The following is a 21,646-nucleotide window of genomic DNA, read 5'->3' as shown; positions in this document are numbered from 1 at the left end:
GCGTTTTATCAGGCGCACATAGAAAAAGAGGACTGAATGGCGAGTAACAATGTAGCCCAATTTGCCACAGAGCTGAAGATGTCAGCGGATTTGCTGCTAACGCAATTGCGTGACGCAGGCGTCAGTAAAAGCTCGACGTCCGACGCGCTGTCAAAAGAAGATAAAGATCGATTGCTGGAGCATCTGCGTCGCTCTCATGGTGTGGCTGCGGATGCAGATAAGAAAAAAATCACGCTGACCCGCAAAGAAACGACTGAAATCAAGCAAGCAGATGCAACTGGTAAGTCGCGTACGATTCAAGTTGAAGTTCGTAAAAAGCGTACTTTCGTGAAGCGTGATGAAGCTGCCGCAGAAGATCAGACTAGCCCTGCAGCGATGGTGGTTGATCCGGTAGATGTTGCGCGTCATGAGGAAGAAGCGCGCAAAGAAGCTGAATTGATCATGCGTCAAGAGGCAGAGTTGATTCAAAAGCAAGAACATCTTGCCAAGCTGGAAGCTGAAAAAGAAATACAGGCTCAAGCTTTGCGCAAAGCTGAACTAGCTGCCGCTAATGAGGCTAAGGTGGAAGCAGATAAGTTGAGAGCAGAACAAGCGGCAGTCGCTGCTGCGGCACTCAACAATAGTGCGAAAGCAGAAGTAGTGCATGCGCCATCTGCCGCTAGTGTTTCTGTGCAAGCCGCTCCTGTAGCTGCAGCAGCTCCAGTTGTATCGTCTTCAGATGATGATAAAAAACGTCATTCAGCTGATGAAGCGAAGAAGAAAATCGTTACAGAGGCAAAAGAAGCGGCAGAACGTGCTGCCGTTACAGAAGTCGCTCGTAAAAAAGTAGCGGATGAGGTTGCGCAAATTAAAGAAATGATGAGTGCTGCTCGTCGTCCTGCCAAAGCCCCTGAGCCTGTGGTTGCTCCTAAAGTGGCCGAAGGTACACTGCACAAACCTTCCGATAAGAAGATCGCAGAGAAGAAACCAGCTACTGAGAAAAAAGATGAGAAGAAACCAGTGGTCGCGGTGGATAAAAAATCCATTAAGTCGGCTAATGTTTCTTCCACATGGCAAGACGACGCTAAAAAGCGTGGTGCTGGTATCAAAACTCGTGGTGATACGTCTGGTGGACGTGATGGTTGGAAGGGCGGTCCTAAAGGACGTCGTTCACATCAGCAAGATGGTCGCGATACTAATTTCCAGGCGCCAGTAGAGGCAATTGTTAAAGACGTGTACGTTCCAGAAACCATCACTGTCGCAGAGTTAGCACACAAGATGGCCGTAAAAGCTTCTGAAGTTATTAAGCATTTGATGAAATTGGGTCAGATGTGCACTATCAATCAGGTGCTGGATCAAGAAACAGCCATGATTCTGGTTGAAGAAATGGGTCACAAAGCTTTTGCTGCAAAACTGGATGATCCAGAAGCAATGTTGACGGATACGGCTGATCACGAAGAATATGAGTTAACCTCGCGTGCCCCTGTAGTGACGGTAATGGGCCACGTCGATCACGGTAAAACTTCTTTACTGGATTATATTCGTCGTGCCAAAGTGGCGTCGGGCGAGGCTGGCGGTATTACCCAGCATATTGGCGCTTACCACGTTGAAACACCGCGTGGCATGATTACTTTCCTTGATACTCCGGGTCATGAAGCTTTTACAGCAATGCGCGCGCGCGGTGCTAAAGCGACAGATATCGTTATTCTTGTTGTTGCAGCTGATGATGGTGTTATGCCACAAACTAAAGAAGCGATTGCCCATGCAAAAGCTGCTGGCGTGCCTTTGGTCGTCGCTATCAACAAGATTGATAAGCCAGGAGCAAATCCTGACCGCGTCTCACAAGAATTGATCGCTGAAAGTGTTGTGCCAGAAGAGTATGGTGGTGATTCTCCATTTGTTCAGGTTTCGGCAAAAACTGGCTTGGGTATCGATGCTTTGCTCGAACAAGTTTTGTTGCAAGCTGAAGTTCTGGAATTAAAAGCGCCAAAAGATGCACCGGCTAAAGGTTTGGTTGTTGAGGCTCGTCTGGATAAAGGTCGCGGTACTGTTGCAACGATCTTGGTTCAGTCCGGTACTTTGAAGCGTGGTGACGTTGTGCTGGCGGGTTCTTCTTATGGTCGCGTACGTGCCATGTTGGATGAAAATGGTAAAAACATTTCTGAGGCTGGCCCTTCGATTCCAGTAGAAATTCAAGGTTTGACCGAAGTGCCTGTCGCTGGTGAAGAAGTCATGGTCATGACTGATGAGCGCAAAGCACGTGAAATTGCTCTGTTCCGTCAAGGCAAGTTCCGTGACGTTAAGCTGGCCAAACAGCAAGCGGCCAAGCTCGAAAATATGTTCGAAAACATGGGCGAGGGAGAAGTCAAAAATCTGCCTATTATCGTCAAGACCGATGTACAAGGTTCGCAAGAGGCTTTGGTTCAATCATTGCAGAAACTGTCTACCAACGAAGTTCGTGTGCAAGTTGTACATGCAGCAGTCGGTGGAATTTCAGAGTCTGACGTCAATTTGGCGGTAGCTTCCAAGGCCGTTATTATTGGCTTTAATACGCGTGCTGATGCTTCTGCCCGCAAGTTGGCCGAATCTAACGGTGTTGATATTCGCTACTACAACATCATTTATGATGCTGTTGATGAAGTTAAAGCAGCGTTGTCCGGCATGTTGGCTCCGGAGAAGCGTGAGACCATTATTGGTATGGTCGAGGTCAAACAAGTCTTCCTGGTAAGCAAAGTCGGCGCGATTGCTGGTTGTCTGGTCATCGATGGTGTGATCAAACGCACTTCTTCTGTACGTTTGCTGCGCAACAATGTTGTTACTTGGACTGGCGAACTTGATTCTCTGAAGCGCTACAAAGATGATGCAAAAGAAGTTCGTGCAGGTATGGAGTGTGGACTGTCTCTGAAGAATTACAACGAGATCGAAGTTGGCGATCAGTTGGAAATTTTTGAAATTCAGGAAATTGCCCGTACTTTGTAATTACAAATGTGTTGTAAGCGTTTTTAATAGTTTTAAAAATAAGAGGGTGGGCACTGATGTTTGCGAACAGCCGATATGGCAAAACGTGAATAGCTTGCCCACCCTTACTAATTAGGTTTTATGGCAAAACATAGCAAAAATATTCCCGGACGTGGTCTGCGTGTCGCAGATCAGATACAGCGCGATCTGGCAGAAATCATCTGGTCAGAATTAAAAGACCCGCGTGTCGGCATGATCACTTTGACAGAGGTGCATCTGACACCTGATTACGCACATGCAAAAGTGTTTTTTACTACTTTAGCGGATGATCCGGTAGCGGTAAAAAGTACCATTGAGGCCTTGTCGAAAGCGGCTGGATTTTTGCGTAATCAATTAGGTCTCCGCCTGCATATTCATACTCTGCCACAATTACATTTTCTGCATGACACTTCTACGATACGCGGTATCGCAATGTCCAAGTTAATTGATGAGGCCAATGCTACTCGCTCTAAAGACGACGGCGAAGCATAATTGCAATGGGCATTAGGCTTAGGCATTTATAGATAAAAGTTCTGCTTTATACGTACTTAATGTATCGAGTTCGGATTGAGCTTTTTCCTATATCTGGTCGCCTAACTGTCGATGTTAATATTTACTGCTTTTGCCTGTTTTGTCACTCATGCACTGATAGGTCAATGGTGCAATAAAAACCTCCCTCACGTCTTATGAATAGTCCGGTAAAAAAGAGAGTACGTGTGCCAGTGCACGGCGTTTTATTGCTGGATAAACCTGTCGGACTATCTAGCAACGACGCGCTGATTAAAGCAAAGCGCCTATTTAATGCGCAAAAGGCGGGGCATACCGGTACATTGGATCCGTTTGCGACGGGTTTGTTGCCGCTATGTTTTGGTGAGGCGACCAAATTTTCTCAAGATTTATTGGAAGCAGATAAGACATATCAAACTACCGTACATCTGGGAGTTAGCACTACTACCGGAGATACGGAAGGCGAGATCGTAGAAAGCTTGTCAGTCAATGTGACTGAAGAGCAAATCCATGCCGCCTTAGCGCAATTTCGTGGTGATATTCTGCAAACTCCTCCTATGTATTCTGCCCTCAAGCGTGATGGAAAACCTCTGTATGAGTACGCGCGTGCCGGCATAACCCTGGAGCGAGAGGCAAGGCCAGTAACAATCCATAGTCTTGATTTTGTAAGTTATGACGCCCCGTATTTGACGCTCAATGTATGTTGCAGCAAGGGAACTTATATCCGGGTATTGGGTGAAGACATCGGCAAAGTATTATCTTGCGGAGCACATCTAAAAGCTTTGCGACGGACCCAGGTCGGGCATTTAATCTTGGAAAAATCGATCACTCTTGAGGCTTTGGGTGAGATCGAAGAAACTGACCGATTAGCTTTATTGGCACCCGTAGATGCCTTGCTATCTAGCTTTCCTCGACTTGATTTGACGGAAGAACTGGCAAAGCGATTTTTACAGGGGCAACGTTTAGCTTTAGGCAAAGAATCTACCATCTTACCTACGCAAATTGGCCGTGTTCGCGTATATCGTGCCTCAGATCAACAATTGCTAGGTTCTGCCCAATTGCAGGAATACAGCATTCTGGCGCCAGAACGATTAATTGCAACGACGATGATGTAATTTGTAGTGATCTATCGCTGGTTTTAATTTATCTAAGAAGATTCTAGTAGTAATCAGTTCTTGTCACTAACACGTAGTAACTCCTTGAAATAATAGGAGTTTTGCTTATTATCCAAATGTTGTGCAGTACAACATGTTATAATATTGGGTTATCTGAATTTCCCTAAATCTTCTCGCTACCATGTCAAATACAAAACGCGCTATCCGCAACATCGCCATTATCGCTCACGTCGATCACGGCAAAACCACACTGGTTGACCAATTATTGCGTCAGTCCGGTACTTTCCGCGACAACCAACAGGTTGATGCCCGCGTGATGGATTCTAACGATATTGAAAAAGAGCGTGGCATCACGATTCTGTCCAAGAACTGCGCTGTTGAGTACAAAGGTACGCATATTAATATCGTTGATACGCCAGGCCATGCCGATTTCGGTGGTGAAGTTGAGCGTGTATTGTCTATGGTAGACAGCGTTTTGTTGCTGGTCGATGCGCAAGAAGGCCCGATGCCGCAAACACGTTTTGTGACTCGTAAGGCGTTAGCGTTGGGTTTAAAACCGATCGTCGTTGTGAATAAGATTGATCGTGAAAATGCAGATCCGCAGAAAGCAGTCAATGCGACATTTGAATTGTTTGACAAGCTCGGCGCAACTGATGAGCAGTTAGATTTCCCTATCATTTATGCATCTGGCTTCAAAGGCTATGCAGGTTTGGAAGATAATATCCGCGAAGGCAACATGGATCCCTTGTTCGAGGCGATCCTAAAACACGTTCCTGCGCGTCAAGATGATCCAGATGGTCCTTTGCAATTGCAGATCACGTCTTTGGAATACTCCTCTTACGTTGGTAAGATCGGTGTTGGTCGTATCTTGAGCGGTCGTGTTAAGCCTCTACAAGACGTTATTTGGATGAATGGTCCAGACGACAAGCCAACCAAAGCACGTATCAATCAGGTTCTGACGTTTAAAGGTCTGGATCGTATTTTGGTTGACGAAGCACTGGCTGGCGACATCGTGTTGATTAACGGTATCGAAGAAATCAGTATCGGTTCTACTATCTGCGCACCAGATACACCGCTGGGTTTGCCAATGTTGAAGGTTGATGAGCCAACCTTGACAATGAACTTCATGGTTAACAATTCACCATTGGCTGGTCGCGAAGGTAAATTCGTTACAACGCGTCAAATCCGCGATCGTTTGGATCGCGAATTGAAAGCCAATATGGCTTTGCGTGTAGTACAAGCTGAAAACGATGACTCTACTTATGAAGTATCCGGTCGCGGCGAATTACATCTGACGATTTTGATCGAAAATATGCGTCGCGAAGGTTTTGAACTTTCCGTTTCCCGTCCACGTGTCGTATTCAAAATGGTGGATGGCGTGCGCCATGAGCCGTATGAAAACTTGACCGTGGATGTCGAAGAAAACAACCAGGGCGGCGTGATGGAAGAGCTCGGTCGTCGTCGCGGTGATTTGCAAAACATGGAACCGGATGGCAAAGGTCGTGTGCGCCTCGAATATCGTATTCCTGCACGCGGTCTGATCGGCTTCCAGGGCGAATTCATGACATTGACGCGCGGTACAGGTTTGATGAGCCATGTGTTTGATGAATACGCGCCAGTTGATAATTCTAAAGGTGAGTTAGCAGGTCGTCGCAATGGTGTGTTGATTTCTCAAGATGATGGCGCTGCCGTCGCTTATGCAATCTGGAAATTACAAGATCGCGGCCGTATGTTCGTTGTTCACAACGATCCGGTGTACGAAGGCATGATTATCGGTATTCACTCCCGTGACAATGATCTGGTTGTGAATCCGATCAAAGGTAAGCAATTAACTAACGTGCGCTCCTCCGGTACGGATGAAGCAGTACGTTTGGTACCACCAATTCAGATGAGTCTGGAATATGCAGTTGAATTTATTGAGGATGACGAGTTGGTTGAAGTCACGCCTAAGAGCATTCGTCTGCGTAAGCGTTATTTGAAAGAGCACGAGCGTAAAAAGGCTTCTCGCGACGCGTAATTAAAGTTTGATCTGCCGATTAGCATGATCGCCAGATAGAATTGAAACCCGTTTTGCTCCTCCACACAGTGGTTCGAGTTAAACGGGTTTTTTTATTTAACCGAGATTTTTAATTTGCATTTGAGCTGAATAAAATATCCTATGCACAATCAACCCAGCCATCGTACTGCTTTGCTTTTAATGATCTGCGTCGCTATATTGTGGAGCACCGCAGGTGTGCTGACGCGGCATCTTGATGTTGCACGTGGCTTTGAAGTTACCTTCTGGCGCAGCCTGTTTGCTGCCATCTATGTCGTGCTGGCGATGAGTGTGCAGCACAATACCGGTGCGTTGAAAAAACTATTATCCGTTGGTCGCTTTGGATTTGTCTCTGGCATTATGTGGGCCATCATGTTTTGTTGTTTTATGATTGCCCTCACCATGACCACCGTGGCTAATACGTTGATTGTCATGAGTGTTTCACCGTTGTTGACAGCCTTTTTCGCCTGGATTTTTCTCCGCCAAAAGATATTGACGCGCACCTGGTTAGCCATCGCTGTGACATTGGCAGGTATGGTCTGGATGTTCGCTGGCGGCATGTCACAAGTCGATGGTAGAGGGTTGACTGGCATGTTGATTGCGATGGGGATACCAGTAGCAGCCTCAGTCAACGTGATCGTGTTGAAAAAGGGTGGGCACGCGTTGGATTTAGCGCCCGCAGTCATGATTGGTGGCGTGATTTCTGCGCTGGCGATGCTGCCATTTGCCTTGCCTTTTCAGGCATCTGCACATGACTTATTAATACTCGCCGTGTTAGGCGTATTTCAATTAGGTTTTCCATGCATGTTGATGGTTCGTGCAACCAGAAGTCTGGCTGCGCCCGAGGTATCTTTGTTGGCTTTGGTGGAAGTGTTGCTGGGGCCGATTTGGGCTTGGCTCGGTGCTGGTGAAGTGCCGGCGAATGCAACGATCTATGGCGGCGCCGTGGTGTTAGCTGCGCTGGCCTGGAATGAGTTCGCTGCTATTAAAGAGACGGTTTAAGCCAAATAATGTTAGCAATTTATATTGATGCTTTAAACCCAGATTTTCCATTAGACCGCTACCACTTCGCAAGAAACGCAGACGGCGTGCGGTCTTCAGCGGGATAGCACGACCGCGATTTGAGTGCGAGCGTTACAGCGACAATTGACCCTTTGGCGAACTGCCTGGCTTTGTTGCTCCTCCTAGCAAGATGCAGCTTGCGTCGTCGTCGCGGATAGCCAGTCAGTCCGCCAAAGGGTCAATTGTTGCTGTTCCAATGGAAAATCTGGATTAAATATACTCCCTATAAGTATATTTTGATTGTCCATATAAATATTGAGCAATCAGCCATTTTCTACAAAAATAATTGAGAGTATATTGTATCTTGAACAGTTTCAGAGCAAGCTGAAATCATTCAATTACGGCTTTTTCTGAATATACAGCGAGAATAATTCGTCCCGGTCAGATGCTCGATGTCCTGTCCAGATCACTTCCCAAGTCCCCGGGAAGGCGTTGCCATCCACCACCGGGCTGGCATTCAGTGTATGGCGACTTGATTGTAGCAACAGCATGTCACAAGGCTGGTCGGTAAAACCTGCAAAATGCAAACCGCCAAAATAGGCAAATGAGGCACGTTGCGACGGATCGACATTGCTATCAATGCAGCGATAATTATGCGGCATATTCCGTACCAAATCTTGGGTCAAGTCGGCATAACTAATCCTGTCATTGATGATGGGCAATCCCAAGGTCAGTAACAATAACCAGCATAAAATAACCCCGCCACTTGATAACACAACTGCCCGCCACAACACGGCTGGCTGGCGAGAAATACGCCAATATACAATCGCAAACCAGGCAATCGTGGTACACAAAGCAATGACAAAGCTAAAGCCATTAAAGTGCGCTTGATGGCTAGGCGAGAAGCGCGCAACTTGTTTGGCTACGCCTACTGGCCATCCAGTTTGTGCAGCAATCCAATACAGCCAGAACAACGCCGCGACACCGGTTAAGACCATTACCGCAAACCAATCCACGGCATTAATTGCGCTACGCTTCATTGTTGGCAAACCGAACGCGGCCAATATCGCCAGCGGTGGCAGTATCGGCAATAAAATTCCTTCTTCTGCATACGGATTGATAAACGCCAGAACCACAAAACAGCTAAAAAACGACACCGGCAAAGAAATATGCAAAGCCTTTTCCTGTTTGCGCCATGCATAAATTGCCCATGCTGCAAATGGCCAGGCAGGCCAAGCAAACCAAATGCCATATTTAAAAAAATATGAAATATTGTCTACACTAGGCAAATCAATTTGGCGAGAATTCCACAGCATCCATGCAGGTAAAGGTGTGCTGTCATACGGGTGCGCAATGCTAACGGCAAGCAACCAAGATGAGGCGACTAACACGGCCACCGGAAACGAATATTTCAGCATGAGCTGATATTGCTTTTGCTGGCGATAAAAACAAAGACCAATCAAGGTAATCCCCAAGCCCAGTGGCAATACCCAGCCCCTCGTAAGTACCAGCAGCCCTAAAGTAATTCCCAATTTTAAAGCGTTCTTTTTACTGGCCAAATCCAGTAATCTTGCGCACGAGTAAAGCGCATAAGCGACCAACGCAATTTGTAGTGCCTCTGCGCTGGTCTGGTGACTTCGTAATAACAAACCAAGGCAACCGAGATAAATCAGCAGCGCACCATCTGCTAGCGTCCGCCCAAAATCTCTCGGCTCAGGCTGACCGCCAAAGGCAAGCTTTAATGGTTGAGCTTCTGTTCTTCTGCCCAATAAATACGTGGTGTACCAGACAGACACTGATCCCAGCATAAAAAATATACCAGTCGACAGCCTTGCCGCCATCGCATCGCCCATTAGCCAGCCAAATAACTTAATGCAGATTGCACCCAGCCAAAATGCCAGAGGACCTTCTTCCGGCATCGGTAACCCGACGATATGCGGCCACAACCAATCAACCATCCCACCATGCGCCATCGTCCACATAATGCCAAAGCTAGCCGCATCATCCCCTTTCCAGGGATCACGGCCAATTAAACCGGGCAAGATATACAGCAAACATAAAGCGATGATGCTCCAGCGTGGCAGAGCAATCGTTGCAGCAGCAGGTAGGCGAACAGGCTTCATAAGGTTTGTTACTAAGGTAATAGATAGTGTGTGGCTTAAGAGCATTAAATTTTATGCATCATTCACACAATAAAGGTGTAATTTTGTCTCCGCCAAGATCATAAGGCAATGCCAGACTTTTGTGCGATTTGATCGACGGTGTTTCTGCCGTTGCACATGTCGATTAGTTATCAATTAATTATTTATTTTGTGCAGCGATGATCCCCTCAATCCATTTTTCTAAGGCATTGCTTTTCTCGTTAATACTTAAACCTTGTTTAAACTCAATGAGCTTGCCTGCTGAATCAAGTAATGCAAAAGTAGGATAAGCCTTCACCCCAAGCTGATCAATCAGAGTTTTTGCACCAGGAACCACACGCCATTTAAATGGATGACCGGCGACAAGTTTTTTCGTCCGGTCTTGGTCGTCAAATGTCATGGCGATTAACTGGATATGCCGATTTTTTCTGCAAATGCATTGAGTAATGGAAGCTCTTGAATACAAGGTGCACAATCAGCGAAGAAAAAGTTCACCAGCGTATAGCGACCTGTTAATTCCCGGTTATCCAAAGTCTTCTCATCTAATGTTTTTAAAGTAGATGGCGGGAAAGTGTCGCCAGCATTAATTGCGTATTTCGCCTTATCAAGAAAAATTTCTTTCTCTTTATTCGACACGGAAAAAATAAACGTCGCAGGACCGCTGACTATTTGTCCCTGATCATTTTCAAACATCAGTTTTCTTTTTGCAATATTCACATGTCTAAATTTTTGCAACAAAGTCTGAAACTCGCTAAAAGAGATCAACTTCGCATTTTCATCTTTGTATTCCACCTTGCTATCAGCTTTCACATCATTTTTCTCTCGGAACTTGGCTTCTTCGATGCTTAGTAGTTTTATGTTGGGATCATCAGTTGTCGCACTTGTGATGCCTGGTAGCAGGATGTTGAGCTAGCTCAAAAAAATTATTAGAGAAAATTTCATAAATAATTGAGATTGATTAAAAAGATCGAGGCGTCATTCTTGATTGAATGATGTCAATATTTTTTATTGAGGTTATTGAAAAAAGCGACCAGCAAAGCGAGTATGATTTTTTTTGTAAGAAGTGTATGACGAAGCGCAATTTTTTATCGATGAAAAACTGCAGACGTTAGAACTATCCCCAGTCTCGCACATATCATTCATCTTGCCATTGCTCAGGCTATGTTTGCTGATACAACAAGCTATGTAAAAAGTGTCTAAGAAAAAAAGAATCCCCTAATAAAAATGCGCCCCGCAGCCCGAAAACATGCCACCAGCCGCATTATCATTACGGCATTTTTATGCACTAATGATAGAAAATAAAATAGCTTAAAAACAGAGGATATCCGATGAAACGGATCGCGTGGTTATCCTAGCGCTACGAATGCTATTTTTGCAGACTGACGTAAATTTTTCCAAGAGCGATTTTGGCGTTACTTTGGCTGACGTGTTTAAAAAAATGGCCTGCCGTTTTGATTTGACACATACATAAAATATTCGCCCGCTGCATTTCTAGCGAAACAGGTTAACCTGTAGTGAACAACTACGCCATTGTCTTCGTCGCTAGTAATAGACTCATCTTCTTTAACGATCTCAGCATCCGCACCATTGAAGGCAAAGCGAGCATCGCTGGACTTCGCTCGATAAGCGCGAAACTGTTCCTTCGCCTCTTCGCGATATCGACTTAGATCTTTATCTGAACCCTTCTTTAGCGAGAGTGCAAAAACAACTGGCAAGATTAAAAATATGATTTCTATCATCAAAGATAAACTTTCAAATCAAGTGTGAAGTTGCATATTGCGTGTTATGCATTATAAGCACTCGCCTATTCGCCATCCATATTCACTCTGCAAATTACATATAACGATCTATATCGTTCCTCAATCTGACGATAAAACATCTTGTACGAAATACCGCTGGAGCGTCCGATTTATGTTTTCAGCGTGCATATTTCAATACGCTCAGTTAGTATCTATTTCATATTCAAACTACAAGTCATCTTATGAAAAAAACTGCTTGCTTTTGTATGCTTCTAGCGATGTTTAGCCTGAGTGCTTGCTCGAAAAAAGAGACTTCGGATGATGAGTATAGAAGACCGACAGGCGTCGTGTTGGCGCAAGAGGTCGCTTCTCCTCTTCAGGCAGAAATGCCTGCGTCAGCGCAAAGGGAACCTGGAGAAAGTAGGGCGCCATCAAAAGCGAAGGAGTCCTCTCGTCGTTATCTTGCTTACGAGCATTCTATCGGCATCAATATTGCTGAAGAAAAAATTACGCCATTAGTCGAGAACCTCAAGCGCACCTGTGATGCTGCCGAGAGTTGCGATGTTTTGGATATTAGCGTTAGCGGCAGTGATTTCGCTAGCGCTAATTTAAAGTTGCGTGCAAAGCCCGCAGATATTCCTAAGCTAATCGCGTTAGTCAGCCACGAAGGTAAGTTATCCGATCAGCGCACCAGCGCAGAGGATTTGAGCGGACGGATTGAAGACACGGCAAAACAGATCGCGCTCAAAGAAGATTTTCGTAGTCGGCTGGAAGGTCTGCGCGCCAAGGCGGGCAGCGATATTGATGCGCTGATTAAAGTCAATGAGCAACTGGTGCAAGTCCAGTCCGATCTAGAATCATTGAGTGGACAACGCGTTGTCTTGATGAAACGCGTCGATACCGAAATTCTCAACATCCGAATTGCCTCTGCAAACAAGGCTTCTGTCTTGGCACCATTAAGCAGCGCCGCTTCTGGCTTCGTACGCAATAGCCTAGATGCACTGGCAATGGTCGTCACCTTTATCGCAACCGCATTGCCATGGCTGCTGCTTCTGACTTTTTGTGTTTGGCTATTCAAAAAAATCAAGCAGTACAGAAGACGGAAGTTTGAAAAGAATTGACGTGTGCTTTAGTACTCACAAGATGAAGGTTCATCATGAACTTTCATCATTTGAAGTGGTGCGCATCGCGCAACCCACGTAAGTCATCAGCCGCGCTGAAACACCTTCATCAAACTCATGCCGTCGGCACCTGCGACGCAAGCAGTTACCCCCGCCTCCAGATGGATTAACTGAGCAGCAGCCAACGCTACCGACTTACCAGCGATCGTCAGCGTGCATTCGCCTTGCAAGACATACAGCACAAATGCATGGCTGGCCTTGATGCTGATTGCCTCAATCTCGGGGTAGGTATTCAGATACAGCTTATGGGATTCCTCCGGATGCAATTGACGCACCGCGTCTTCAGAAATAGCTAGTGGCGACAGTTCAGACCAGGATTGTGGATGCGCGTGTGTCATGTGGATTCCTTTAGATATGTCGGACAAAGAGCTGGCAAACGCTACAGCTTGTTTGTCAAAAGGCGCGAGTATAAGAGGAAACGCCCGCAGAAGACAGCGAACAGCCAGAAATAAATGCGTACTGCGGAATACAGAGTTAGTCTATCAGGTGCAAATCAATGCGCACGACTGGTCGATAAATGCAGTGCTCAAACGAGAAAATATTGTATGGAACACTGTATCCCCCAAGCCGCCTGCATACCCTCAGCATTTGCGAAATGATGCACTTCAACTATGGCTATATTGGAGGTTGCGTTAATTTCTACCGGGAGCCAGAGTGCTCTGATTCTACCGCTTACCCTATCAGGCTAAAAGAACGGATAATGGCGCCTAATTCACTTTTACGCACTTTTGGCCGCCTTTTTGGAACACTCTCATGGAAATTAAAGTTAACTTTCTCGATAAGCTTCGCCTCGAAGCCAAGTTCGATGACTTCACGGTGGTAGCCGATCAGCCTATCCGTTACAAAGGCGATGGCTCAGCACCCGGGCCCTTCGATTACTTTCTGGCCTCATCGGCTCTGTGCGCGGCGTACTTTGTGAAGTTGTACTGCAACACGCGCAATATTCCTACTGAGAATATCCGCCTGTCCCAAAATAATATTGTTGATCCAGAGAATCGTTACGCACAAATCTTTAAGATCCAGGTCGAATTACCCGCCGATATTTCTGATAAAGATCGTCAAGGAATTTTGCGCTCTATCGACCGCTGCACAGTGAAAAAAGTGGTGCAGGCTGGACCAGAGTTTGTGATTGAAGAGGTAGAGAGTTTAGATGCCGACGCGCAAGCCTTGCTGACCTTAAATCCAGATGCAGATGCTGCCACCTACATCCTCGGAAAAGACTTACCGTTGGAAAAAACCATCGCCAATATGTCCAGCTTGCTCGCGGGTCTCGGCATTAAGATTGAAATTGCCTCGTGGCGCAATATCATCCCGAATGTATGGTCGCTGCATATCCGCGATGCGCATTCACCGATGTGTTTTACCAACGGCAAGGGCGCGACCAAAGAAAGCGCTTTGGCATCGGCCTTGGGCGAGTATATTGAGCGCCTGAGTAATAATCATTTTTACGCAGGCTCGTTCTGGGGCGAAGACATCGCCAATGCCGAGTTCGTCCATTATCCGAACGAGTGCTGGTTTAAGCCTGGCAAAAAAGATGCGCTACCAAAAGAGATTCTGGATGCGTACAGCTTAGCGATTTACAACCCCGATAAAGAGCTACGTGGCTCGCATCTGATTGATACCAATTCTGGTAATACAGAGCGCGGCATTTGCTCGCTACCATATGTGCGGCAATCCGACGGCGAGACCGTCTATTTCCCATCGAACCTGATCGAGAACCTATTCGCCAGCAATGGCATGAGCGCTGGTAATACGCTGGTCGAGGCGCAAGTGCAATGTCTGTCTGAAATTTTTGAACGCGCCGTCAAACGCGAAATTTTAGAAGGCGAAATCGCCTTGCCTGATGTGCCGCAAGAAGTGCTGGCGAAATATCCTGGCATCTTGGCAGGCATTCAAGGCTTGGAAGAACAAGGCTTTCCGGTACTGGTAAAAGACGCCTCGCTCGGCGGACAATATCCGGTCATGTGCGTGACTCTGATGAACCCGCGCACAGGCGGCGTATTTGCCTCCTTCGGCGCACACCCGAGCCTAGAAGTAGCACTGGAACGTAGCTTGACCGAGCTACTGCAAGGTCGCAGTTTTGAAGGCCTCAACGATTTACCTCAGCCTACCTTTGTCAGCCAAGCCGTGACTGAGCCGAATAACTTTGTCGAACACTTCATCGATTCCAGCGGCGTAGTGTCATGGCGCTTTTTCAGTGCTAAGTCCGACTACGAATTTGCGGAATGGGACTTCACCAGCGAAGGCAGTAACGCCAATGCAGAAGAAGCCGCCACCTTATTCGGCATCCTCGCCGACATGGGCAAAGAGGTCTACATGGCTGTGTACGACCAGTTAGGCGCGACCGCTTGCCGGATTTTGGTGCCGGGTTATTCAGAGGTTTATCCCGTCGAAGATTTGATCTGGGATAACACCAACAAAGCCTTATTATTCCGCAACGATATCTTGAACGTGCATCAACTCGACGATGGTGCCTTAGAGGCATTGCTCGATCGTTTAGACAACAACGAGCTAGACGATTACAGCGACATCGCCACCTTGATCGGCGTCGAATTTGACGAGAACACGGTCTGGGGACAACTCACCGTGTTGGAATTAAAACTCCTAATTAATTTAGTCTTAGAGCAATTTGAGGAAGCGCAAGAGCTGGCGCAAACCTTCTTGCAATACAACGATAACACGGTCGAACGCAGATTGTTTTATCAAGCTTTAAACGTAGTGCTAGAGGTCATGCTGGATGATGACCTAGAACTAGCCGATTACGAAGTCAATTTCCGTCGCATGTTTGGCAACGAGCGTATGGATGCGGTAATGGGATCAGTCAACGGCAGCATACACTTCTACGGCTTAACGCCTACGAGTATGAAGTTGGAAGGCTTGGACCGCCATCAGCGTTTGATTGATAGCTACAAGAAATTGCACGTCGCGCGGGCTAAGAGTCTCGGTCAATAAATTAAGGGAGAAATAAGTAGGGTGGGCGCAACCCGCCTCACTAGCATGCGTTGGCATGTGTTGCTTGGGTTGCACTCGCTCTAGATGGCTACACGGCTACTTCTAACCATGATTTGTAGGCCAATAAACAGGAAGGTCAAATAGGCGCTTTTTTAAACTATAGCGCCTTGATGATTTGCACCCTACTCAACTGCCGTAACAATGAAGTCAGCAATTAACTTATCGGTGATTTGGTGTGGATTGCGTACACCATAGTTGGTCGTCGTCACCAGTGCTACCAACTCTAGATCAGGAAAAACCACGACCTTGTTTCCACCTGTTCCGGCCATTTGATATGCCTGATGTGTCACACCTTTGGCGCTATATGGGTACAACCAAAGTAGATAGCCATAATTACGTTGCTCATCCACCTCAGCATGCGGTGTGACGGACGCTTTTACCCACGCTGCCGGTAATATTTGCTGACCATGCCATGATCCGCCATTGGCTAGCAGTTGACCGAATTTAAGTAGATCGCGACTACGCAGACCTAAACCACCACCACCTTGTGCTAGACCTAGCGGCGAATATTGCCACTCCGTCTTAGTAATACCCAGGGGCGTAAATAAGGTTTTTTGCGCAAAATCGGCCAAAGGCATTTTGGTCGCGTTTTGAATAACTGCACCTAGTGTTGTCGAGCCCGCAGTGCAATAGCTAAATGCGCGGCCATAAGGCGAGGCTGAGGGTTTGGTGACCCATGCAGCAAAACCTTTGATCGGGAGGTCAAGGTAAAACTTCACCCAGTCTTCGATTAAATACATGCGCTCTTCATTGCCACGAGAAAATTGATTTTGATCATCGCATTCCATCATCGAGCTCATGGTCAACAAATCCTCAACCGTGATCTTGGCTTTGCGTGAATCAGGATTTTCAAGAGGCTCTTTGCGTTGAAGAAGCGGAAGTATGGGCGCGGAAACCGAGGCGATATGACCACGATCAATCGCCGCTCCCACCAGCATCCCAGTAATCGTCTTTGTCGCTGATCGGGTGTTGCGCAAAGCGTCAACGCCATCCGCATCATAATAAGACTCATAGACGAGCTGACCACGTCTGGCAATCAGAACACTAGTGATCTGCTGAAACGTGCCCTTTTTGATCGCCTCATCCATCGCTACTAGTTTTGCAGTATCCAATCCTTGCGACGCCGGTGCTTTGATCACCCAATCATTTTGCGTAGTCAGGGGATCTGACATTGCCTCACTTTTTAGCAGCAGAGCACCGAGAGAAATCATGAGGGCAACACTAAGACTATTTTTAACATTCATATCGAAACTCCGAAAAATAAGTGAACAAGCCCAAATCTTAACTACGTCGCTCAAACCGATCTTGGACATTTGAAACCATGATTGGACGAGCTGAGCTTCGCGAAATGCGTTGGCGTTAGACCCCACTGATGTAGGAACGCCCGGTTCAGATGGCTCTGGTCACAGAAGCCGGAGGCGAGCGCAATATCACACAATGCCTCATCGGTCGTCATCATCAATTGCGTGGCATGCTCTACCCGGCGCCGACGCAGATCAACGCCGGGAGTACATCCAATATGACGAAGATATTGTCGTGCCAGATACACCCTGTGCACACCGACAGCGTCAGCGATGTCGGCAATACCTAAATCCTCAGTCGACCTATCCGCGATCATCTCTTGCGCCCGCCGCAGCCATGGAGGTGGATTGGGCGACAAAGGGCTTTGTTTGTAAAAACTCGCTAATAGATTCAATGTAATCGTCTCTAAATCCAGTCGCGACGCGTCACTAGAAGCGGCCGCCTGTAGCAAGCCAAAAGCTTGTTTGACAGCGATGGGATCATCGTGGCGCATCGCAAAATCGGGGAGTTTGATGTGTTCAAGCAGCTCGCGAGAATCCTCGGGATTGAAGCTAATCGCAAAGAACCAGCCGCCGTCGCCAGCAAAACGATCTCGGTGAACGACATCCGGCGGATTGTAGACAAGCACAGGACCTGCTCGCTGGGTACCTGATGCGGATGTCACATAGCGGCCGCGCGTGGCCAACACAATATGTGCTCCAGTATGGCTATGTTCTTCCACATCATGCTCATGCACCGTGGCACGCAAGTGGCTCAATCCCAAACTTTTAAAACGTCGGTCAAACGCATTGGTGCCGTAATACTGACCTGAAGCAAATTGATCGATCATTCTGGACTCCTCAATTGGAACGGCGGGACTACGAATATGAATGTGACTTGTACAACCGAAAAGCAGGTACTAGTCTTAAAGTGACATAAGCCTATGCTTGACATTGATGTCGGAAAAACGTGTTCATTCAAGATTCGACACCCTAGTTGTGGTTGAACGAAATGCCCGAGTGTAGAAGCAAGAGAAACGACATTCAATCAAGATCAGATCAAACAGCAGTTTTGACGGACAAGCAGTATCAATTCGGCTTTAAGCAGAATTTGCTTTAATGGAGGAAGGTAGAATCGGGACAGTTCTCCGGCCTAACTTCGCTTACTCGGTATCGGAAAATTAGCGAAGGTCCAGTTTGTTATTCCATATGTTTGCGATGCAGTCACACAACTCAATACTGCTAGACCTAAGAACTGATTTCGGACTCACGCATTTCACTTATCTTGTCTAACAAAAGAGATATTAAACAGATTACAATTCCGCATCTTAATTTTTCATCAAGGTTCGTATGCGTAGTTTGATTAGTGCCGTATCGTTGTTGGTCTTAAACTCAATCCTGTGTCTGCCAGCGGCGGCAGAACAGCCGGTCGTTACAGATCAGACATCCGTGGCGGTGCCTGCTGCAACGGCCTCTGCTGCTGCAGTAGAGGCATCAGAGCCACCTAAAAATAACGACATTAAAGTTATCGAGATCGATAAGGTCTGTGCTATTCCTGCCTATCCCAAACCAGCTCTCCGCATCGGTATGCAAGGTAAAACCATCCTCAACCTGATGATCGACAATGCTGGCAAGATCAGCGCCTTCCAGCTAGAAAAAAGCAGCGGCTGGAAATTACTCGACGTCACCGTGATGAACGCAATCATTGGCTGTCAGGTGATACCCGCGGGTCGGTGGATACCGAGCGAACGTAAAATCGCTTACCTCTGGAAATTTGATAGCACTGATATCAGCCCAGCATTGATCGACCCAAAAAGCTGCAAACCATCAGAAAAACTTCGCGTCGCCCTCGATAAAGAAAATGGAGTCGGCATCGTCGTCGGTATGTCTATTTCCGACAAAGGTAAAGTACTCAATGCTCAAGTCCAGTGGGGCAGTGATGACGAGCAACTAGACCAAGAAAGTCTGCGCATCGCACGCTCATGTGAGTTTGTCCCAGCCGAGAGAGGTGGCAAACGCATCGCGGATGCACAAGCAATCAGGTTCGTTCAAAAGTAGTAGGCGAGGGCAGCTATACTTCCTCTTGAAGTATAGATTCGTGATTGCACGTCCAATCAAAATGCGGCTCGCGGCTCAAAAGTATGCGACAAGCCGCAAAGGCATTGCGCGCGAGTACCGCTCGCACCAAGGGGGAAACGCATGGCTTAAACTGAGAATAGCCAGTGAAGCGCCACGCGCACTGCGCTCGCTGATTTGATTGATTCTTTGTGTAAATACCTAGCTTTAGATAGACGCTATTGGAAGATACGCTTCAGTTGTCCAAGCTTCTTGGTTTGTTCCAAATGTATCATCAATTTTGAATCGCTCGTCAACCAGCATCAATGCCTCAAATGCTTGTTTGTAGATTGCTTTTTCTTGTGCTTTTACCCAGTCAGCGTCGTCGTGAGCACCACCCGCAATGGTAATTATTTCAGCGAGTACCGCATCTACAAACGGCCTTCCTAATTTTGTTGTGTTTTTACAAAATTCCAGCGTTTCTCTTATCTTCTCAATATTTTTTTGTTGAGAGCCATTAATTGGAGTCTTGTTGGTCCTGCGTTGTGCAATTGAGTTTAGTTTTGTTGCGACTTCCACTTTCTTAATGTCATCTGCGGCAATGTTCGGAATGCAATTTTTACATGCTTCAACCAAGCGATTCACACGGTCTATTTCTAATTGCGCTAGTGCCGGTCTAGACACATCTCTAAACGCTGGCTGATTGAACGGCACCTCATCCGATTGGATATACATTCTTGGCCCACCAATATAAAGCCCTTTTTTCGGTGCAGTTACACTCACCACCCTTCCTTTACTTTTGAGCGAATTTTGAAGTGAAGATGCAAAGGAACTTCCATTCTCCAGTGTTTTCCCTGTCTTACAACCAGCAATTCGTATTGAATAAAAAGTCCGCGGAAGCGTTTTTGGGATCAAGCCTAATGCAAAATCTTCTGGTGTCTGTTCATTTAAAGTAGCACCCGCACTATGGGCAATAAATGTTTCAACTTCTGGTGACTTAAGTTCTCCCTCAAAAGGCCAAGATACTACTTGTTGCCCATCATCAGCCGCTAGAATTTCAGCGCTACGGTTCACCTCTTCGTCGTCACCTAACATTTTGATCACTCTGCGTTGCAATATGGCGGAGGCAGGGCGATCTGTAAGCTGAACCCTATTTTTTTGATATTGGAAAGCCTTCGCTCCCATCACATCCGCCTCAGCCTCCAACCCAGCATCATCATTTACCGGAGTCCCAGCCTTCATCTGCATCGTCGGCTGCACGCGCCCCTGCGCTTGCTGTACTACATGCCAGGCTTCGTGTGGCAAATGCTGTTCCTGCCCTGGTGCCACATGAATCTCGCTACCCTGCGCATAGGCATGGGCGTTCAATTGTGCTGGTTGTGAAGAGTTATAGTGCACCTTGACATGATCCATGCTCATGCCAGACAGCGATTCAATGCCCGATTTAAGATGGTCGGGTAGACCTGTGTTATTCGGCTTTGGCGCTTCGGTTGCGTTGGTCGTCGCTTCACGCTGCACCGTTTCACCCTTCGTTTTGTGTTGCAGCGTTTCTTCCTCTTCCACACGTTGCACGGCAGGCGCATTCATCATCGCGCTCATGGTTTTGAGCTGCATCGAGCGCGCGCTGTTTTGTGCCATCTGTTGAAAAGAGTGGAGTTGTCGGCTTTGGGGACTGTTGTCGGCTACGTTTTGCACCTGGAGCTGCGCAGTGGTTTGCGCGCGTAAGTCGGTAAAGTCACTGTGGACAGCGTCCGCGCTGCTTTGCTGGTGTTGCGTTGCCAATTGGCTGGCACGCTGTTCAGTCGTCGGCCTCACGTTGGTTTTGGCTTGCTGCATCGGAGCGGCTGAACTCATGAATCACCTCGCACATTGGAAGTACCATCAGAATGAGTGATTATTTTAAACGAAAAAGTTATAAAAAAATAAATGACATTAAAAAAATAAAATGCAGAGATAAAGTGCGCCATGCGCAACGATCTATCCCCAGCAAATACCTACTCCCAACATACCCAGCAACATCTGCACCAAATCCCCAATCCGGTGGCAACATCTCTTACGCCAGATAACGATGAAATGTCGGATGTGGTCAAACCGTCGCATCCGCAACCAGACCATGTTTCACCGGGTTAAAGTGAATATAATCGACATGCAGTGCAAAGTCGTTATCGTCACGGATTTGATGTTCCCAAAAGCGTCGTTGCCAGATGCCCGATTCTTTTCTTTGCGTTCGTGAGGCAGATAAATTATCCACGCCAAACTCATCGGCACAAGCTTGTGAGACCAACCGTTTGATCATCGACCAGCGAACAGAGAAGTCCGCATCACCTTGCGGCAGCGTCCAGATACAATGCAAATGATCTGGCAGAAGCACCCATGCATCAATCTCAAATGGATGTGTCAGGCGTGTTTTTTGAATCGCCAGGCGTAAGTCATCACGCAATGATTCGGTGGCCAAAATAGGTCGCCGACGAGAGCTATTTACGGTGAAAAAATATGTACCGCCAGCGATATTTGATCGTCGATAATTAGACATGAGAAATGCAGGAAAAATAAGATCACAGCGTGCCTTGAAGGCGATAACTCGTCAATTTCTGTGAAACGAT

At 46.9% G+C, this 21,646-nt stretch carries 17 protein-coding genes; 8 read left to right on the top strand and 9 right to left on the bottom strand.

Going from position 1 to position 21,646, the window contains the following annotated elements:
* Window positions 1–36: 36 nt before the first annotated feature.
* From infB to RGU72_RS10145, 5 genes are all read left to right on the top strand, one after another.
* Window positions 37–2,958 carry a translation initiation factor IF-2 gene (gene infB / locus RGU72_RS10165; protein WP_322119612.1) on the top strand — a complete coding sequence of 974 codons (2,922 nt, stop codon included), beginning with the start codon at window positions 37–39 and terminating at the stop codon, window positions 2,956–2,958.
* 120 nt (window positions 2,959–3,078) lie between these two features.
* Window positions 3,079–3,468, top strand: coding sequence for a 30S ribosome-binding factor RbfA (rbfA, locus tag RGU72_RS10160; RefSeq protein ID WP_322119611.1), 390 nt, complete (start codon window positions 3,079–3,081; stop codon window positions 3,466–3,468).
* A 194-nt stretch (window positions 3,469–3,662) separates the two neighbouring features.
* Window positions 3,663–4,598 (top strand): tRNA pseudouridine(55) synthase TruB, encoded by a 936-nt coding sequence (gene truB, locus RGU72_RS10155; protein ID WP_322119610.1) that lies wholly within the window; start codon window positions 3,663–3,665, stop codon window positions 4,596–4,598.
* Window positions 4,599–4,779: 181 nt separating this feature from the next.
* On the top strand, window positions 4,780–6,615 hold the full coding sequence (gene typA / locus RGU72_RS10150) for a translational GTPase TypA (protein WP_322119609.1): 1,836 nt from the start codon (window positions 4,780–4,782) through the stop codon (window positions 6,613–6,615).
* Window positions 6,616–6,756: 141 nt separating this feature from the next.
* Window positions 6,757–7,635, top strand: coding sequence for a DMT family transporter (locus RGU72_RS10145; protein WP_322119608.1), 879 nt, complete (start codon window positions 6,757–6,759; stop codon window positions 7,633–7,635).
* A gap of 398 nt (window positions 7,636–8,033) precedes the next feature.
* Here RGU72_RS10145 and RGU72_RS10140 read toward each other — a convergent pair whose 3' ends face one another.
* From RGU72_RS10140 to RGU72_RS10125, 4 genes are all read right to left on the bottom strand, one after another.
* Window positions 8,034–9,758, bottom strand: coding sequence for a glycosyltransferase (locus RGU72_RS10140; RefSeq protein WP_322119607.1), 1,725 nt, complete (start codon window positions 9,756–9,758; stop codon window positions 8,034–8,036).
* A gap of 178 nt (window positions 9,759–9,936) precedes the next feature.
* A complete protein-coding gene (locus RGU72_RS10135) occupies window positions 9,937–10,176 on the bottom strand; it encodes a hypothetical protein (RefSeq protein WP_322119606.1) in 240 nt (79 codons plus the stop codon).
* A 5-nt stretch (window positions 10,177–10,181) separates the two neighbouring features.
* Window positions 10,182–10,586 (bottom strand): TlpA disulfide reductase family protein, encoded by a 405-nt coding sequence (locus RGU72_RS10130; RefSeq protein ID WP_322119605.1) that lies wholly within the window; start codon window positions 10,584–10,586, stop codon window positions 10,182–10,184.
* A 620-nt stretch (window positions 10,587–11,206) separates the two neighbouring features.
* Window positions 11,207–11,515 carry a hypothetical protein gene (locus RGU72_RS10125; protein ID WP_322119604.1) on the bottom strand — a complete coding sequence of 103 codons (309 nt, stop codon included), beginning with the start codon at window positions 11,513–11,515 and terminating at the stop codon, window positions 11,207–11,209.
* Between the two features lie 242 nt (window positions 11,516–11,757).
* Between RGU72_RS10125 and RGU72_RS10120 the strand changes: the two genes are divergently transcribed.
* Entirely contained in the window at window positions 11,758–12,636 is an 879-nt protein-coding gene (locus RGU72_RS10120; RefSeq protein WP_322119603.1) for a DUF4349 domain-containing protein, read from the top strand.
* 86 nt (window positions 12,637–12,722) lie between these two features.
* On the opposite strand, the gene RGU72_RS10115 is transcribed toward RGU72_RS10120, so the two are convergent.
* A complete protein-coding gene (locus tag RGU72_RS10115) occupies window positions 12,723–13,034 on the bottom strand; it encodes a hypothetical protein (protein WP_322119602.1) in 312 nt (103 codons plus the stop codon).
* A gap of 415 nt (window positions 13,035–13,449) precedes the next feature.
* Between RGU72_RS10115 and RGU72_RS10110 the strand changes: the two genes are divergently transcribed.
* Window positions 13,450–15,648: an OsmC domain/YcaO domain-containing protein gene (locus RGU72_RS10110; RefSeq protein WP_322119601.1), complete on the top strand. Its 2,199-nt coding sequence runs from the start codon at window positions 13,450–13,452 to the stop codon at window positions 15,646–15,648.
* A 182-nt stretch (window positions 15,649–15,830) separates the two neighbouring features.
* Here the strand turns inward: RGU72_RS10110 and RGU72_RS10105 are convergent, their stop codons facing one another.
* Both RGU72_RS10105 and RGU72_RS10100 read right to left on the bottom strand, forming a co-directional pair.
* On the bottom strand, window positions 15,831–16,952 hold the full coding sequence (locus tag RGU72_RS10105; protein ID WP_322119600.1) for a serine hydrolase: 1,122 nt from the start codon (window positions 16,950–16,952) through the stop codon (window positions 15,831–15,833).
* Window positions 16,953–17,002: 50 nt separating this feature from the next.
* Window positions 17,003–17,839 (bottom strand): AraC family transcriptional regulator, encoded by an 837-nt coding sequence (locus RGU72_RS10100; RefSeq protein ID WP_322119599.1) that lies wholly within the window; start codon window positions 17,837–17,839, stop codon window positions 17,003–17,005.
* A gap of 499 nt (window positions 17,840–18,338) precedes the next feature.
* On the opposite strand from RGU72_RS10100, the gene RGU72_RS10095 reads away from it, so the two are divergent.
* Window positions 18,339–19,046, top strand: coding sequence for a TonB family protein (locus tag RGU72_RS10095; RefSeq protein WP_322119598.1), 708 nt, complete (start codon window positions 18,339–18,341; stop codon window positions 19,044–19,046).
* A gap of 225 nt (window positions 19,047–19,271) precedes the next feature.
* Here the strand turns inward: RGU72_RS10095 and RGU72_RS10090 are convergent, their stop codons facing one another.
* Window positions 19,272–20,897 carry an eCIS core domain-containing protein gene (locus RGU72_RS10090; protein WP_322119597.1) on the bottom strand — a complete coding sequence of 542 codons (1,626 nt, stop codon included), beginning with the start codon at window positions 20,895–20,897 and terminating at the stop codon, window positions 19,272–19,274.
* A gap of 232 nt (window positions 20,898–21,129) precedes the next feature.
* Entirely contained in the window at window positions 21,130–21,576 is a 447-nt protein-coding gene (locus RGU72_RS10085; RefSeq protein ID WP_322119596.1) for an REP-associated tyrosine transposase, read from the bottom strand.
* Window positions 21,577–21,646: the final 70 nt, after the last annotated feature.

This window comes from Undibacterium sp. 5I1 (assembly GCF_034314085.1).
Lineage (GTDB): Bacteria > Pseudomonadota > Gammaproteobacteria > Burkholderiales > Burkholderiaceae_D > Undibacterium.
The sequence above is the reverse complement of the archived record's forward strand: the minus strand, read 5'-3'. Positions and strand labels throughout refer to the sequence as shown.

Coding starts and splice junctions, on each gene's coding strand:
- infB (WP_322119612.1), top strand. CDS start 37: ATGGCGAGTAACAATGTAGCCCAATTTGCCACAGAGCTGAAGATGTCA.
- rbfA (WP_322119611.1), top strand. CDS start 3,079: ATGGCAAAACATAGCAAAAATATTCCCGGACGTGGTCTGCGTGTCGCA.
- truB (WP_322119610.1), top strand. CDS start 3,663: ATGAATAGTCCGGTAAAAAAGAGAGTACGTGTGCCAGTGCACGGCGTT.
- typA (WP_322119609.1), top strand. CDS start 4,780: ATGTCAAATACAAAACGCGCTATCCGCAACATCGCCATTATCGCTCAC.
- RGU72_RS10145 (WP_322119608.1), top strand. CDS start 6,757: ATGCACAATCAACCCAGCCATCGTACTGCTTTGCTTTTAATGATCTGC.
- RGU72_RS10140 (WP_322119607.1), bottom strand. CDS start 9,758: ATGAAGCCTGTTCGCCTACCTGCTGCTGCAACGATTGCTCTGCCACGC.
- RGU72_RS10135 (WP_322119606.1), bottom strand. CDS start 10,176: ATGACATTTGACGACCAAGACCGGACGAAAAAACTTGTCGCCGGTCAT.
- RGU72_RS10125 (WP_322119604.1), bottom strand. CDS start 11,515: ATGATAGAAATCATATTTTTAATCTTGCCAGTTGTTTTTGCACTCTCG.
- RGU72_RS10120 (WP_322119603.1), top strand. CDS start 11,758: ATGAAAAAAACTGCTTGCTTTTGTATGCTTCTAGCGATGTTTAGCCTG.
- RGU72_RS10115 (WP_322119602.1), bottom strand. CDS start 13,034: ATGACACACGCGCATCCACAATCCTGGTCTGAACTGTCGCCACTAGCT.
- RGU72_RS10110 (WP_322119601.1), top strand. CDS start 13,450: ATGGAAATTAAAGTTAACTTTCTCGATAAGCTTCGCCTCGAAGCCAAG.
- RGU72_RS10105 (WP_322119600.1), bottom strand. CDS start 16,952: ATGAATGTTAAAAATAGTCTTAGTGTTGCCCTCATGATTTCTCTCGGT.
- RGU72_RS10100 (WP_322119599.1), bottom strand. CDS start 17,839: ATGATCGATCAATTTGCTTCAGGTCAGTATTACGGCACCAATGCGTTT.
- RGU72_RS10095 (WP_322119598.1), top strand. CDS start 18,339: ATGCGTAGTTTGATTAGTGCCGTATCGTTGTTGGTCTTAAACTCAATC.
- RGU72_RS10090 (WP_322119597.1), bottom strand. CDS start 20,897: ATGAGTTCAGCCGCTCCGATGCAGCAAGCCAAAACCAACGTGAGGCCG.
- RGU72_RS10085 (WP_322119596.1), bottom strand. CDS start 21,576: ATGTCTAATTATCGACGATCAAATATCGCTGGCGGTACATATTTTTTC.